This window comes from Plantibacter sp. VKM Ac-2880, from assembly GCF_015351235.1.
Taxonomy (GTDB): Bacteria; Actinomycetota; Actinomycetes; order Actinomycetales; family Microbacteriaceae; genus Plantibacter.
In genome coordinates, this window is sequence record NZ_JADKSJ010000003.1 from 94,380 (window position 1) to 107,898 (window position 13,519).

Sequence of the window (13,519 nt, forward strand, 5' to 3'; positions counted from 1 at the left end):
TTGTGGTGTGGAACTTGAGCAGTGCCGGATGGCTGACGTCGAGGCCCTGACGGCGTTCTTGGGCGAGGTCGATCTCACGCTGAGCGGTCTGGACGCGCCGAGCGTGCGACTGTGGATCGAGCGTGACGAAAGTGGCACGATCGTGGGCAGCACCGGGTACGAGATCAGCACTGACGGTCGCCATGTGTTGATCCGGAGCGTGGCGGTCAGCCCGACGCAGCGCTCACGTGGCCGAGGCAGTGCTCTTGCGAGCTTCGCGCTTGAGCGTGCGGTCGAGGAGGGCGCGATGAGGGCGTGGCTATTCAGCCGCCGGTCGGGACCGTTCTGGCAGAGCTTGGGTTTCGAGTCCGCCGATCGTGACGAGCTAGCTGAGGCGCTGGCTGACACGCATCAGGTGCGTCTGTTCCAGCAGACCGGGCAGCTGGGCCGCGAAGTAGCCTGGTCGCGTCCGCTCGCCGCGTCCTGACCGAACTCAGACCGCGACCGCGTGGCAGAGGCTCCGAGGAACATCGTGAGGAGTCCGAGGTACAGCATTCCGGTGGGGGCGATCGAGGTTCGTTCGTCTTGAGCGCTGGTGGGGCGCTCGCCGGGTGTGCAGGCGCCGGCGGTGTCTACCCGTCGAGGAGGTGTATCAGGTGGGGGCTCATGATCAGGACGACGCCGGTCAGGATCAGGGACGTCGCTGTTCCGAGACTGGGGCTGCTGGTTCCTCGGGGCCTGTCGATGATGTGTCTGCTGATGGCGGAGGATTCGATGAACATCGTAAGGAGTCCGAGGTAGAGCATTCCGGTTTCGAGGGGGAGGATGTTTGCCCTCTGCGTCGACCCATAGCGGCATGTGGAGTCCGTCCGTTCGATGGTGGCTTGGAAGTTGTCGGGTGTGTGCGGGATGCACGCTGAGCGGGGGGGGGCCTATGGTTCTTGTCAAGCGGCAAGCGCTAGGGGTGGCTGGTAGATGGTGCCGTCTCGGAGCATTGCGTAGAGAACGTCGCAGCGTCGTCTCGCGAGAGCGATGAGGGCTTGGTTGTGGCGCTTGCCCTGCGCGCGCTTCCGGTCGTAGTACGACCTCGAAACCGGGTCTCTGAGTGCTGCGAAGGCTGACAGGAACAGGGCCCGTTTCAGGATCTTGTTCCCGCGCCGGGAGGCGTGCTCGCCCCGGATCGAGGATCCCGAGCGTCTCGTCACGGGCGCGAGCCCGGCGTAAGACGCGAGGTGGCCGGCTGACGCGAACGACTTCCCGGCGACCTCGGTGAGGAGCCTCGCTGCGGTCCTGACGCCGACTCCCGGCATGCTCGTCAGGACCGGCGATGCGGGTGCGCGTCAACGAGCCGCTCGACCTCGACCGCGATCTCCGCCCGCTGCGTGCGGAGGTCCTCGAGCTGCTTCGCGAGGCGCGGCAGGACGACGCTCGCGGCGTTCGTGCCGACAACCACGACCGTCTGCTCAGAGAGCGCCTGCATGATCGCGGCCGCGAGGCGCTTGCCCAGGCGCGGCGCGAGCTTCACGAGCCGATTGGCGAGACGAGTCAGGCCAAGCTTCGCGAGATCGGCTGGCGTGGGATGACGCTGCAGGAGATCAACGACCGCGGGGTGATCGAGATGCGGACCCAGGGCCCTCTCGAGTGCTGGATGGATCTGCGTGAGCAGGCCCCGAATGCGGTTGCTGGTCGCGGTGACTTGCCCCGCGAGATCGTCATCGAAGCCGCAGAGCATGCTCAGTTCCGCGACCTGCTCGTCCGCGAGCTGAATCGACCGGAGCGCGTGCGGGAGCGAGCGAGCAGCCTCCGCGATGATGGTCGCGTCTCTCGCGTCCGTTTTGGCTTCTCCCGCATTAAGGTCCGCGATGCGGCGCATCGCGAGCCCCGGCAAGTAGCCGACCAGGACCCCAGCGGCTTGCGCGACCGCGATCGGGAGCGCCCCGATCGTGGCCGGCTGATCGACCACGAACAGCAGCGTCCCGTGGCGCTTCAAACTGTCGATGAGCGAGCGCAGCTTGCTCTCGTCGTTGGGCAGCGCCTTGTCGAACAAGCGCTTCCCGGCGCGGTCGATCGCGACCGCGTGATGCTCGCCTTTGCCGACATCGACACCGATGAACACGTCGACGCTGTCGTGCCCGATGATGCTTGTTTCCATCAGCCCTTCCCCTTCCGAACTCGGTTGCAGTGTTGGCCGAACCAAGAAGCGGCGGAGCTCGACATCCACGATACGAACGACACTCGGACGAGTCCAGGCCCTGTCCCTATCAGCGATTCCCCTGCCGCCAAACCAGGCTCGGTGACAACACCCCCAGATCATCAACGACAGGGGGCAGGAATCATGCCGAGCCCGGGATGGCCAACACCCTCCAAGGATCCCTCCTCAACCGGGTAGGAAGAAAGTAACGGGGGGAGATCGATCGAGGTTCGTTCGTCGATCGAGCGGCGCTCGAGGCACTCGCCGGGTGTGCGGCGAGCGCCCGTGGTGGTCAGCTGCGGTCGAGGTGGTGGCCGAGGGTGTCGAGGACGTCGTATGCGGTGTCGGGGGCGTCGGTGAAGTCTTCTCCTCGGTTGCCGACGAGGAGGACGTTGCCGACGATGCCTTGGACGGGGATGTCGAACAGGCGGGGGATGAGGGTGCCGTAGTAGTTGAAGGGTCGGCGGGTGAGGAGGCCTTCTTCGTCGGCGATGAGGTCGAGGCCGTCGGCGAGGTTGACGACTTCGATGTGGCCGCCGATGGCGTGCTGGAGTTCGGTGAGTCGGTCGGGTCCGTCGGTGATGGTGATGGTTTCGATGGTGTCGTCGGTGTTGATGCGGATAGCGCGCATGGGGTGTTCTCCCTCGTGATTGGTAAATCTGACGTTTATAACTATACCAACTCGGGGTGATGGGTGCAACCCGCGCGCGCTGCACGATGGTGAAGCTGAGCGATCCATACTGGAATGCGATGAAGATCAGCTTCGAGACGGGGAAGGGCGAGACGTGACCCAATTGGTCTGGTGTTTCCCGTGAGGAGCAGCGGAACACGCCGAGCGGGTCTCTGTCTCGCGGCAGCCGTCTGCCTCCTCCCGTGGACACTTGCCGGGTGCAGCCAAGAAAGCTCCGATCCACAGCCGTCAACCAGTGCCGCCAGATCCGTCCCGTCCCTGGCTGCTTACTGCGATGTCCAGGTGCTGCGGCACCTGATCGCTGACGGTGCGCTGTCTCGGTCGGCCTTGCCTGAATGGGCCGATATGACCGAAGTGAACGGTACGCCGCTGATCATCGACTTCACGGAACAGCCGGACGAATCCACCACCGTGCTGGTCGGTCGTTTGCTCGCGTCCGAGGGCCTGCAACAGGTCGAGCTCGATGATAACGAGCGGCGCAACTGCATCGATACAACGACGGACGAGGACATCGAGCTGTCTCAGGGAGGCAAAGGGTATCTTCAGTCCCCTGCGGAATAGGGTCGCGGGGTGCCGATGGTGCGGTCACGGGGTGTGGGCTTCGTGATGATGCAGGCGAACTTTGGCCGCTGAACGGCCCCGGCGAACAGGAGAAGGGAATCAGGGCTGCGTGAGCGGTGCGAGCTTGGGGTTGTCGACGTAGACCTCCGCGGCGTTCTCACGGGTGGTGAGTGTGGACTCCAGCAGGTTCGTGGAAGGCTCCACTGATGGGCGGCAACCCGCCGGTGCCGGGGAATCAGGCAGGCTGACCCCCGGCCTGGCCCGGCCCGGCCCGGCTGGGCCTCAGTCGGCGGTGTCGGCGACGCTCATCTCGGCGTCGATTCCGTGGAGCCTTGCCCACCGGACGGCGGCCTCGGCGGTCTCCCGCGTCCACGGCTTCCCGGTGGTGGGGTCGTGCTGGGTGTCCTCGCCGGCGCCCTGCCCGGGGACGAAGACCTCGATCGTTTCGGCTGCCATGTGCTGCTCCTCACCTAGTTGTAAACCTGACGTTTATAACTATACCTATGCCGCGGGTTGATCGCAAGATGCGTGTAGGTTCCAGGTGGAGATGGCATTTCCTACGGGTGCGTGGCGGGCAGTTGGCCGTTTTGCCACGTGTCCTGGAATTGTGAATCACGGGTCCGGTCTTTGAATGCGATTGGTCAATTGCGCGTACATGTACATGTCTCGCGGGGAGCCGTCTACGCGTTCCCAAGCTCGGAGGAGTCCTTCGCGGAGATATCCCGCTCGTTCTGCGGCGCGCCACGATCCTTCGTTCCACGGCTCCACGTATAGCTCCACCCGGTCCAGGCTGTCGAGTTGGACGGCCCAGGCGGTGAGGGTCGTCAGGGCGTCCGCTGCGTAGCCGCGCCGCCGCTGTGACGGGCCGATCCAGTACCCAATGCTGGCTCGCGCCCATCGGTCGCCAGCGGGAAAGAGCCCGATGTGGCCGATCGCCCGGTCCTCGGCATCGGCAATCGCAAAGACGTAGCCCTCGCGTGACCGCAGTCGCTCGTGCTGACGCTCGATGAAGGCAAGCGCCTCCGGTTCCCCCGGCGTCTGAGGCACGGTTGTCAGCGCGGTGATCAACTGGTCACCGGACGCCTCCTGAACGATCGCAACGTCCGTTGTCCGCCACGCTCGAAGCGTGATGCGGTCACCGGCGAGGGTCGGAAGCACGAGGAGGTCACGGCTCATGGTTCCTATGGTGGCACGGGCGCAAACCGGCCCGTGGATTGCTGCCGAGTACACCGTGCGTTGGCCATTTGCCGTTCTCAGCGCGGCTGGCACCCTGGGCCAGGGCTCAGTGCGCGATCACTATGCTCGGCGACGACCTCGACCGCCCAATAGGCCCGATAGGCGCGGCTCCGGTGAGACGATCCGGTTGGGTGTCGATAGCCCTAGCCTTGTGCGGAGGCTGAACGGAGGGCCCGCGTCGACCCGCTTGCGCCGGCGTCGTAGGTACCGCCGACTGAGGAACGGCAGGGGCCTCGTGAGAGGATTTCGGCGTGCTCATCGATTACTGGCCTCTTCTGAATCTGCGGTTGACGACGGCGCGCGTCGCCCTCCGTTCCCCGAGCGAAGATGAACTGGTGGCTCTTGCCGGAGTGGCCGCCTCGGGTGTGCATCGGCCGGGTGAGCGTCCGTATCTGATGCCCTGGACGGAGGGGACTGCGCAGGAGCGAGCCGTGCACGTACTCCAACAGCACTGGGCTCGGCGCGGAGAATGGACCCCCGATGAGTGGGCCCTTGAACTGGGTGTTTTCGTTGAAGATCAGCCGGTGGGGATCGTCGCGCTTCGGGCACATGAGTTCCGCGTACGTCGCGAGGTAAAGACCGAGTCATGGCTCGGAATGGCCTACCACCGCCGCGGGTACGGTACTGAGGCGCGTGCGGCACTGCTGCACCTGGCTTTCGAGGAGTTGCAGGCCGAGAGCGCCCTCACTGAGGTTTTCCAGGACAATGCTGGTTCTCAAGGGGTATCTCGTCGTCTCGGGTACCGTCATGATGGGGTCTCGCGAGACGTCCGCGACGGGGAGGTGCTCGTCTCGGATCGTTTGCGCCTCGACCGCGCAGATTGGCTCAGTGCTGACCGGATAGAGGTGGCCGCATCCGGCGTGCAGCCGTGTCTGTCCCACTTCGGGGCGAGCCGCTAGCGTGCGGAAGGTCCGTAACGGCGCCGCTCCGCGAGGCGCCGCGGCCCTGCAGGGAGGTAGGTCAGCGGATGGTGTTAATCCGCTCGCGTTGACGTCGCTGACAGCTCCTCTATGCCACTGATGTTCGAGTGTGTTCTAGGCGACGTCGGTCGCTGAGCGGCCAGATGTGTCTCTGCGCAGGTGTCGTCAGCCGGTGGTGACGATGAAGTCGGCCCGAGCGCGAGCGCCGTCCGTTGGGAAGAAAACGTCCTCCTCGTCCATCCACGCTTTCCAACGGCCGCGGTGCGTCGCGCCGTGACCGTCGCGTTCGAGGCCCCGCCGCAGCCGTTCTTCGGCCGCGGCCTCCACCCAGATGCGGCAGGCAAGGTGATCAGCGGCCGCCTCGCGGGTGCAGGTGACGCCCTCGACCACGACGACGGAGGCCCACGGTACCGTCCGCCACTCGCCGAGCCCGCTCCCGAACTCGTCGCCGGCCCAGTCTCGGCGCTGGTACACGGCGTCATCGCCGGCAAGCAACGGCTCGAGTACCTGCTTTTCAAAGCGCGGCCACCATCCGGAGAAGTCGACCCAGGACACGAAATCGTCGACCTCGATGACGGGCGCGTTTAGGCGTCCCGCAAGGGGACGAGCGAGGGTGCTCTTTCCTGATCCGGACGGCCCGTCCACGCCGATGATGCGGACGCCGGGGACGGGTGCATTAAGCGCGTGCTGCGCGATGGACTCGATAAGGGTCGGATCGGGAGAAGTCATGTTCTCGGCTTCCGGTTGGTGCGGTGGACACATTACTTCGCGTCATAGTCGCCCGATAGCGTATCAACCCTCAGCCGTGTAGGTACGCGTAACTTCGCATGGAATTCTGCCCTGAACGCGCGGCCAACCTCTTTGAAATGGCAGCATTGTCCGCCGCCTCAATCGGGAACCTACAATGCGAGCGAGCCCGGAGACCGTGGCAGCTGCGGCGGATCCCTGGACGATGTCGGCGCGTCTGTCCTACGTATGGGGAGCACTGCCCATCGCTCGGCTGTTGGGCGGTCGGTAGCGTGCGGGTGTTCGACCAATCGGAGGAGTAGCAATGAAGATGAGAAATCGAATCATGTCCCTCGTGCTCGCTGTTGCGTGCACAAGCGGCGTCGGGATCGTCGCGGCGGCACCGGCGCAGGCGTTTCCCTGGACGGGCTACAGCGTCGGGGTCATGAACGAGGACGAATGCGAATACAAGCTCGCCAACGCCATCCGGGAGAAGCAGGACGCCGCGTTCAGAATCAGGAACATCCAGCACTGCGCACCGAGCGACAACGGCTACTGGAACGGGTACTTCCAGTACGGCGACTAGCGAGGAGGCGACCTTCGCGCTCGCGCGTGCGGCTGCGCTATCTGAGCGGCGCGAGAGCTGCTGCCCGCCGGGGGCCGAGTGAGGTGAACTCGGCCCCCGGCGTCGCTCACGCGGCCGGGGGAACCTCGCCGGTCTGCCAGTCCGCGCCGCAGGAGGTGCAGCGCTCGCCGTCGAAGACACGTGAGGCGTTCTCGGCCTGGCACCACGCGACGTCGCCGCGATTCTGCCCCGCAGCGGCCGCAGACGGCTCGCTCGCAGCCTCCGGCTCGTAGATCGACTCATCGTTCAGCGAGATCCGCAGGACCGGCCCTGCGGGCGATTCGAGGTCGCCCTCGGTGTCCACGGTGACGAGCGGCAGGCCGACGCTCGTCGAGGACCATCCGGCCCAGATCGTGAACGGCAACCGGTCACCCTCTGGGGTGGTGAAGGAGACCTCGTCGCCGTCGACGTGCGGGGTGAACATGCCGCCGCCCTCGCCGTCGACGGCCTTCCGCTGGCTCTCGGTCGTGACGGCCAGGTACTGCGCCTCGAGGGCGGCGAGATCCTCCCGCTCCCCGACGAAGTCATCGGGGTGGGGGTTGGACCCGATCGTCTCGCGCAGCTCGATGATCTGCTCGCGCAGTTCGGCGGCGCTCACGCTGCACCCTCCTCGCCCTGTGCGGCCCAGAACTCGACGACGTCGGGGAGGTCGAACGGGTTGGGGCGCGGGGTGAAGTGGAACTGCTCCATGCCCATCCGCTCGTACCGGTCCTCGAAGGTGACGGCCTGCTCGGTCTTCCGGCTGCCGTGGCCATTCGCCCAGGGCAGCGGGTCGGCCTCGGTCTCGTCCTCGGCCTTCCACACGCTGCGGGCGATGTGCTCGGCGACGTCGGGTCGGCCGAGGCTGGCCAACAGGTCGGACAGGATCATTCCCTCGGCGACGTTCATCGTGCCGTAGACGCTGCGGTCCCATTCGAGGAACATGTCGCAAGCCTGGTCGAGGGTGTCGGGGCTGGTGGGCTCGGGGTGGGTGTTGGGCTGGGTCATCGTTGCTCCTCTGATCGGTAAATCTGACGTTTATAACGATACCCCATTGGAGCAGTGCGCGCAAGGCCGGGTGTCCACTCTCGGGTGTCGGAGGGCGCACGTAGAGTGGCTGCCCAACACGTCAGGAGACGACCATGACCAGATACGGCCTCGACACCCTCGGCAGCCTCGAAATCGTCCACGACGACACCCTCGGCTGGACGATGCGGGCCTACTCGACGGCTGGACGAGGTGGGGAGCAGGGTCAGAGTTGCGTGGTGGTGCTCGATGCAGAGCTGGCCTCCGCTGTGCTCGTAAGCGCCCCCACCGTGCTGTCAGCGGATGGGTATCAGGTACTCGGAACGTGGCACATCGACGAGGAGGCTCGAACGGTGTGGGCGAATGTCGGTCTGGCCGGTCCGGACGGCGCAGCCCAGCCCCCGGTCGAGGAGTTCGACAAGATCTACGACACGGAGGCTCGATGGGCGCGGACGGGCCACGGACGCGAGACGGGCCGCCCCTAGGCGTCGTCACGCCGTCTGCGACCCCCCGCGCTGTCAGGCGAGGTTCTTCCGCCCACAGGCATCGCAGGAGCCGTGGGTGACCAGGTGCTCCCCGTCGGGAGTGTCCAGGCAGACCGACATCATCAGCCAGTCGTCGAGGTCCCTGGACGCTGCGACGTGTGAGGCACCGGCGCTCTCGTCGAAGTCGACACCTCGAGCGCTGGCCCAGTGGCGCAGATCGGCGAGGACGTCGGCGAGGCGAGTCGTGTCCTCGTCGACGTCGTCGGCGATCAGGGCCACCGCATGATCTGCACGCCAGACGGCGCGCTCAAGCGTGTCGAGCTCCGGCTCGTCATCGTGCCGCGTCACGTGCGCAGCGGGGTGCTGGGCGGCGCTCACAGGATCGTGTTGACGGAGATCGACAGCGGGCAGTCGGCGAGGTAGAACCCGTCACCGCTGGCGAGCCACTTGTCTTGCCGGATCTCGCCACCTTCGACCCACCCGAGGATGAACGCGTCGACGTGCTCGAACCACGACCAGGTGGACATCGCTTCCGGAGCGATGCGCCCCTGGTGATCGCTCCAGGCGTTCAGGAGCGCTTCCGCTGCGTCGTGCTCCACGACCTGAGCGGCACCGGAGGTGTCCACCGTGTCGAGCACGATCGGGGTCGCGAGCGCCGGGCTGCTGATGATCGCACGCGGGAGATCCTCGTCGATCGCCGGCCCCGTGGTTGCGGGCGTCGTTGTGGTGGTCATGGAGTGTCCAATCGTCGAAGCGTGAGAGATGGTCGGGTGGGGCGGGAAATGCCCCTGAGCGGGCGCAGGGCGCCGTCTGGGGGGTTAGGGCCGGTGAGCGGCCCCATGGGGGCAGGGACGCTCACCGGCGTCGAGGAGGGCCATGGCGTGGCCCAGGCTGGAAGATCCGGCGAGCGCCCCGGCTGGTAGGGCGCTCGCCGCAATTCAGCGAGCGCGGCGGGGTGGGACAAATGCCGGGGTGTCGGCGGTGATGGCCTCGGCCCAGCTCTTCGCGATCGTCAGTGATGGACCGGCGGCGGGGGAGGCGTAGGAGGTGCCATCGATGGTCAGCTGGGCGCGCTCGCCGCTGGGGAGGAAGATCTCCCACCAGGCGGAGCTGGTGCGGGTGGACTTGCGGATGGTGACGCCGTCGGAGCGGAGGTACTCGGAGCGGCCGACCTTCGCCCAGGTGAGGTCGGCGCGGTGGGCCTTGTTCTGGGCGACGGTGGTGTGCTCGTACGGGTGAAGGTTCGGCATGTCTAGCTCCCTGCGGTGTGTAAATCTGACGTTTATAAATATACACGCGCGTTGAGCGTGATGCAACCCGTTCGACGACACCGTCCGAGGCTGCGTCAGCGCGTCGCGCTACGGTGTTGGCTACAGCGCTCTGGTGGGTGAGTGCTGGCGGGGATGCTCTGGCCGGTACGTCGGTACTGGCGGATCCCCGGTCAACGTGACGCAGGGGAGAGTCGACATGAGCGACGACCGAAGCAGGCTTGAGCGTGAGGACGACCAGGACCGCGACGTCGTCGCGCCGGGGCAGTTCGTCTCGGGCGGCTACCGACCGACGGAACGGCTGCCCGCAGACGTTCCGGCGATCGCGGACGTCAAGCGCGACTCGACCTTCCAGGCCGCCGACGGCAGCCTATGGAAAGCGTGCGGCGGCGAGATCCTCAACCACTTCGCATGGCGGCGAGCGCTCATCGTCACGCCAGAGGAACACCGCTCGATGGTCCGCTGGGACTGGGCACTCCTCCTCACGAGTGTGGGGCTCACTGGGCTCGCTGGCGTCGCCACGTTCGGTCTGGGGTTACTGCTCATCGGCAGCCTCATGATCGTGCCCGCACTGCTGGTGTTCTGGCGATGGCACCACGTCCGCCGAACCGTCATCGCGCACGTCGTCGCCCCGGGCATGGAAGACATCTACAGCGAGTAATCGCCGCATTCCGGGGCAGATCAGCCCGCAGCCAACAAGAGCACCAGAAATCACATCGAATTGTTCGGGGGAACAATGTCAGCACCGCAATCGAATCCGCCACAGCCCGCCGCAGAACCGGTGCCAGAGGACACGGATGAATCTCCGCTCACCGATGAGAACTTCAATGCGGCGAAGCGCAGTCTGATAACGCTCGTCGCTGGCGCCGTTTTGGGCGCAGGAGGAGTATGGGCGAAGACCGTTCTTGCCATCGAACCATGGTCCACAGTCGCCATTGTTGTTAGCTTGGCGCTCCTCTTGGCAGCGCTCATTCTCGCCTTTACTGCTGTGGCGAAAGGCTCTTCTACGCCGCAAGTCAAGAAGATTCGGCGGTACAAGTTCTTCGTAGCTTGGGGGTTCTTCTCACCAGTAGCAGCGGCAGCACTGGCCGGTCTACTGGCTGACAGTTTGATGTCAGTCAGGTACATCGCAACACTCGTTGCGGTGGCTATCTTCATCGAAGTCGTGATCCAGGCATTGCTGAAATCTGACGTCAAGGGCCACCGGAGAGATGCGCTCGAACTCGCGTCAGTCGTCGTCGGTGTGACTGCTGCGGTGTGGGTGCTCGTCGGGGCCTTCCTCGCTCCTAGCTGAGCCCCGGAGCCGGAGGCGACTGCTCGACCAGGACCACGCGTAGCGGATCGCCCTCCGCACAGCTCACCCGCTCGAGCGCCCGGATGATCTGCGAGCGCGACTCGGCGACGCTGAGCCCACCGGTGCCCGCCCCGATCAGCGGCATGGTCATCGACCGCGCGCCGTGCTCCGCAGCCATCAGCACGGCGCTACGGGCCGACTCGTGCACGCTTCGGGCACTTGCCCGCCAGTACCAGTGCAACCCGGCCACGTGGATGAGCATGGACACCCGATCGAAGTCGCCCGGGCCGGTCTGCACCGCCTGGCCGACGCGCAGCGTCCCGTGCCGTGCGAGGTCGATCCAGGGGGCCTCACCGGTGCGCTTGCGGAGCTGCCCGCTTACCCCGCCGGGGCGGTAGAGACTCCGGGGCACGTAGTTCCGATTCCACGGGTTCACGAGCGCGTCAGCAGAGATCTCGAACAGGTCACCGACGACGCGTTCGAGAGCCACTCGTGGTGTGCGAACAGCGGAAGAGGTCATGAGATCCATCCTGACGGTGTCGGCGCTCGCCGGAGTTGGTGGGCGGTCGGGGCGTGGCTCTGGTGTCGGGGCTCAGGCCGGTGTCAGATGAGTCCGATCGACCACAGTCGACCGGCGTGGGTGGCGTCCTCGAATCGGGCGAAGCGGTAGCGGGTCACGTCGCCCTCGGCGAACACGGCGAGCACGAAGGGGTGGGCCATCGACGATCCCTCAGGGGTGGAGCGGTAGGCGACCGCGGCCGCGAGTCCGGCGCTCAGCCACTGGTTGCTGGGCGTCGGCTCGAACCGCTCTAGCGGCGACTCGAGGTCGGCGCACCAGGTGGTGACCGCCAGGAAGTCCACGACGTCCTCGTGGAGGCCCGAGTGCATCGGCGGTGAGGCGATCTCGGCCGTCGCAGCGACATGGGCGAGGAAGGTGCGGAGGAGGGCGGGTGAGTGGGTCATGCGGTACTCCAGACGAGAACAGGATGCGGCGAGCGCCGGTAGAGGCCCCGAGTTTCCGGCGCAGCGCGGCCACAGAAACGGGGGGGGGGGGGGGGGGGGAGGTGATCGATCGCGGTTCGTTCGCTGGGCAGAGTGCGCGGCGGCGGTTTCGGGGTCCCCGGCTTGTAGCCGGCCCCAGGGCGCCGTCCGACGCCGGCGGCCCGTCTAGCGGGTGTGGGCCGGGGGGATGGTGTGGTGTGCGGTCATCTTGTGTTCTCCTTAGCTGTAAACCTGACGTTTATAACTATACAGACCCGTGGGAGAGAATGCAACCGCGAATCCGGGGTGTGGCCGGGGCGTTGCGCCCCGGCCACGTCTGGCTAGACCTCCTCGGCACTCCAATCGGTGACCTCGAATTCGGACAGGTTGCCCGCATTGACGGCGTCCCTGATCTCGTAGGTCTCGAGGTTTTCACGGGCCGACTGAGCGGCGGCCTCCTCGTCGTGGCCGGTGGCGTTCACGTAGACCGTCACCGTGGCGGAGACTTCGAGTGACACGGTGAACTCCCTATCGCGTCGCGGCCCGCCCATCTCCTCCGCGATGATGTCGTACTGCTCGCAGAAGCTCCTCGCCGTGGCGATCTCCATCGCCGCTTCCCAGAATGCCGTGAGGCGGCTGTCGCCGCCGTCCGTGATCTGCCCGTACTCGGCCCGGCGGAGGTTGGCGCGCAGCTGCTCGATCTCCGCGCGCTGTGCGTCGATGGTCTCCACAAGTTCGAGGCGACGACGGTCGGTCACGACGGGCGCGGGAGGGGTTGCAAGCGCCGGGGTCGGCGCGGGTCCAACGGTCATCGTCGGGGCGGTGGTGTCGAGTGTCAACGTCATGCGTTTCTCCTTGTTCGAAATGGTAAATCTGACGTTCTTAAAGATACGGGTAGCCACCGACATTCGAACCGGCGCCAGGAGCGCGGGGCGGCACGACGGCCGCCCCGCGCCCGCTGGCCTAGATGGATCGGTCCTGGTTGTACGCCCACGCCGCGAGGTCATCCAGGAACGCCGCGTGAGCCTCCTCCAGCGCCTTCCGCGAGTACCGCGCCCCGGCGGGCACCTCAACCGCCTGCAGGGGCGACGGCTCGTCGAACATGAGGAAGCGCTCCACGCCGCGCAGCTCCTCAGTGACCCGGATGGTCTTGCTCCGGTAGACGCGCCGGTTCCGGTCGTGGGACGTGTAGATGTGGACCGCCAGCCGTGCGGCGTCCCCGCGCTCGGTCGTGAACTCCGAGCCCCCCAGCGCCCACGCCGTCGTCTTGCTCCGGTGCACGCTGTTGAACCGCTCCGGCGCGGGTTGGGTCTTGATGAGGATCGTCTTGCCGTCGAAGGCGGGGGCGATGGTCGTGGACATGGTGTCTCCTTCGTTGCGTTGGTAGATCTGACGTTCATAACGTTATGCGCACCCTCTGACACTGGAGCGCTGCGCTGTGTCGGCTGCCCCGCCGCTCTCGTCGTGCTCTCTGGTCTTTCGGACCTGCCGCCGTTTTTTTGGTTCGTTCACTTCTGTTTTTGGGGTTGCTTTTACTTCTGTTTCGGGTGTTGGGTT

At 66.1% G+C, this 13,519-nt stretch carries 20 protein-coding genes and 1 pseudogene; 7 read left to right on the plus strand and 14 right to left on the minus strand.

Features of this window, described 5'->3' with window-relative positions; all coding sequences use genetic code 11:
• The first annotated feature begins 28 nt into the window (after positions 1-28).
• Positions 29-466 carry a GNAT family N-acetyltransferase gene (locus ITJ57_RS19080; RefSeq protein WP_194671634.1) on the plus strand — a complete coding sequence of 146 codons (438 nt, stop codon included), beginning with the start codon at positions 29-31 and terminating at the stop codon, positions 464-466.
• A gap of 457 nt (positions 467-923) precedes the next feature.
• Here the strand turns inward: ITJ57_RS19080 and ITJ57_RS19085 are convergent.
• Together ITJ57_RS19085 and ITJ57_RS19090 are read right to left on the minus strand one after the other, a co-directional pair.
• Positions 924-2,131: pseudogene (locus ITJ57_RS19085) on the minus strand (IS110 family transposase).
• 331 nt (positions 2,132-2,462) lie between these two features.
• Positions 2,463-2,801 (minus strand): DUF3846 domain-containing protein, encoded by a 339-nt coding sequence (locus ITJ57_RS19090; protein ID WP_194671635.1) that lies wholly within the window; start codon positions 2,799-2,801, stop codon positions 2,463-2,465.
• A gap of 342 nt (positions 2,802-3,143) precedes the next feature.
• On the opposite strand from ITJ57_RS19090, the gene ITJ57_RS19095 reads away from it, so the two are divergent.
• Positions 3,144-3,422 carry a hypothetical protein gene (locus ITJ57_RS19095; protein ID WP_194671636.1) on the plus strand — a complete coding sequence of 93 codons (279 nt, stop codon included), beginning with the start codon at positions 3,144-3,146 and terminating at the stop codon, positions 3,420-3,422.
• Between the two features lie 282 nt (positions 3,423-3,704).
• Here the strand turns inward: ITJ57_RS19095 and ITJ57_RS19100 are convergent, their stop codons facing one another.
• Together ITJ57_RS19100 and ITJ57_RS19105 are read right to left on the minus strand one after the other, a co-directional pair.
• Positions 3,705-3,878 carry a hypothetical protein gene (locus ITJ57_RS19100; RefSeq protein ID WP_194671637.1) on the minus strand — a complete coding sequence of 58 codons (174 nt, stop codon included), beginning with the start codon at positions 3,876-3,878 and terminating at the stop codon, positions 3,705-3,707.
• A gap of 156 nt (positions 3,879-4,034) precedes the next feature.
• Complete coding sequence (locus ITJ57_RS19105; RefSeq protein WP_194671638.1) at positions 4,035-4,598, minus strand: GNAT family N-acetyltransferase; 564 nt, start codon at positions 4,596-4,598, stop codon at positions 4,035-4,037.
• A 311-nt stretch (positions 4,599-4,909) separates the two neighbouring features.
• Between ITJ57_RS19105 and ITJ57_RS19110 the strand changes: the two genes are divergently transcribed.
• The gene (locus ITJ57_RS19110) at positions 4,910-5,557 is read left to right on the plus strand and encodes a GNAT family N-acetyltransferase (protein ID WP_194671639.1); all 648 of its coding nucleotides are present in this window, start codon (positions 4,910-4,912) and stop codon (positions 5,555-5,557) included.
• A gap of 186 nt (positions 5,558-5,743) precedes the next feature.
• Here ITJ57_RS19110 and ITJ57_RS19115 read toward each other — a convergent pair whose 3' ends face one another.
• Positions 5,744-6,307 carry a uridine kinase gene (locus tag ITJ57_RS19115; protein ID WP_194671640.1) on the minus strand — a complete coding sequence of 188 codons (564 nt, stop codon included), beginning with the start codon at positions 6,305-6,307 and terminating at the stop codon, positions 5,744-5,746.
• A 328-nt stretch (positions 6,308-6,635) separates the two neighbouring features.
• Between ITJ57_RS19115 and ITJ57_RS19120 the strand changes: the two genes are divergently transcribed.
• Complete coding sequence (locus tag ITJ57_RS19120; protein WP_194671641.1) at positions 6,636-6,890, plus strand: hypothetical protein; 255 nt, start codon at positions 6,636-6,638, stop codon at positions 6,888-6,890.
• Positions 6,891-6,996: 106 nt separating this feature from the next.
• Here the strand turns inward: ITJ57_RS19120 and ITJ57_RS19125 are convergent, their stop codons facing one another.
• Positions 6,997-7,527, minus strand: a complete 531-nt coding sequence (locus ITJ57_RS19125; RefSeq protein ID WP_194671642.1) for a hypothetical protein — start codon at positions 7,525-7,527, stop codon at positions 6,997-6,999.
• On the minus strand, positions 7,524-7,916 hold the full coding sequence (locus ITJ57_RS19130; protein ID WP_194671643.1) for a hypothetical protein: 393 nt from the start codon (positions 7,914-7,916) through the stop codon (positions 7,524-7,526). The genes ITJ57_RS19125 and ITJ57_RS19130 overlap by 4 nt, the downstream gene beginning before the upstream one ends.
• A 134-nt stretch (positions 7,917-8,050) precedes the next feature.
• Between ITJ57_RS19130 and ITJ57_RS19135 the strand changes: the two genes are divergently transcribed.
• A complete protein-coding gene (locus ITJ57_RS19135; RefSeq protein ID WP_194671644.1) occupies positions 8,051-8,419 on the plus strand; it encodes a hypothetical protein in 369 nt (122 codons plus the stop codon).
• A 33-nt stretch (positions 8,420-8,452) separates the two neighbouring features.
• Here ITJ57_RS19135 and ITJ57_RS19140 read toward each other — a convergent pair whose 3' ends face one another.
• From ITJ57_RS19140 to ITJ57_RS19150, 3 genes are all read right to left on the minus strand, one after another.
• Entirely contained in the window at positions 8,453-8,767 is a 315-nt protein-coding gene (locus ITJ57_RS19140; protein WP_194671645.1) for a hypothetical protein, read from the minus strand.
• 26 nt (positions 8,768-8,793) lie between these two features.
• Positions 8,794-9,153 (minus strand): hypothetical protein, encoded by a 360-nt coding sequence (locus ITJ57_RS19145; RefSeq protein WP_194671646.1) that lies wholly within the window; start codon positions 9,151-9,153, stop codon positions 8,794-8,796.
• A 204-nt stretch (positions 9,154-9,357) separates the two neighbouring features.
• A complete protein-coding gene (locus tag ITJ57_RS19150) occupies positions 9,358-9,669 on the minus strand; it encodes a hypothetical protein (protein WP_194671647.1) in 312 nt (103 codons plus the stop codon).
• Positions 9,670-9,886: 217 nt separating this feature from the next.
• Between ITJ57_RS19150 and ITJ57_RS19155 the strand changes: the two genes are divergently transcribed.
• Both ITJ57_RS19155 and ITJ57_RS19160 read left to right on the plus strand, forming a co-directional pair.
• Positions 9,887-10,348, plus strand: coding sequence for a hypothetical protein (locus tag ITJ57_RS19155; RefSeq protein WP_194671648.1), 462 nt, complete (start codon positions 9,887-9,889; stop codon positions 10,346-10,348).
• Positions 10,349-10,468: 120 nt separating this feature from the next.
• The gene (locus tag ITJ57_RS19160) at positions 10,469-10,981 is read left to right on the plus strand and encodes a hypothetical protein (RefSeq protein ID WP_194671649.1); all 513 of its coding nucleotides are present in this window, start codon (positions 10,469-10,471) and stop codon (positions 10,979-10,981) included.
• Here the strand turns inward: ITJ57_RS19160 and ITJ57_RS19165 are convergent.
• The 4 genes from ITJ57_RS19165 to ITJ57_RS19180 all read right to left on the minus strand — a co-directional run bounded on the left by ITJ57_RS19165 (position 10,974) and on the right by ITJ57_RS19180 (position 13,324).
• Entirely contained in the window at positions 10,974-11,501 is a 528-nt protein-coding gene (locus ITJ57_RS19165) for a macro domain-containing protein (RefSeq protein ID WP_194671650.1), read from the minus strand. The two genes, ITJ57_RS19160 and ITJ57_RS19165, sit on opposite strands and share 8 nt — an antisense overlap.
• Positions 11,502-11,584: 83 nt before the next feature.
• On the minus strand, positions 11,585-11,944 hold the full coding sequence (locus ITJ57_RS19170) for a hypothetical protein (protein WP_194671651.1): 360 nt from the start codon (positions 11,942-11,944) through the stop codon (positions 11,585-11,587).
• Between the two features lie 359 nt (positions 11,945-12,303).
• Positions 12,304-12,807 carry a hypothetical protein gene (locus tag ITJ57_RS19175; protein ID WP_194671652.1) on the minus strand — a complete coding sequence of 168 codons (504 nt, stop codon included), beginning with the start codon at positions 12,805-12,807 and terminating at the stop codon, positions 12,304-12,306.
• Between the two features lie 118 nt (positions 12,808-12,925).
• Positions 12,926-13,324 carry a hypothetical protein gene (locus ITJ57_RS19180; protein WP_194671653.1) on the minus strand — a complete coding sequence of 133 codons (399 nt, stop codon included), beginning with the start codon at positions 13,322-13,324 and terminating at the stop codon, positions 12,926-12,928.
• Positions 13,325-13,519 lie beyond the last annotated feature (195 nt).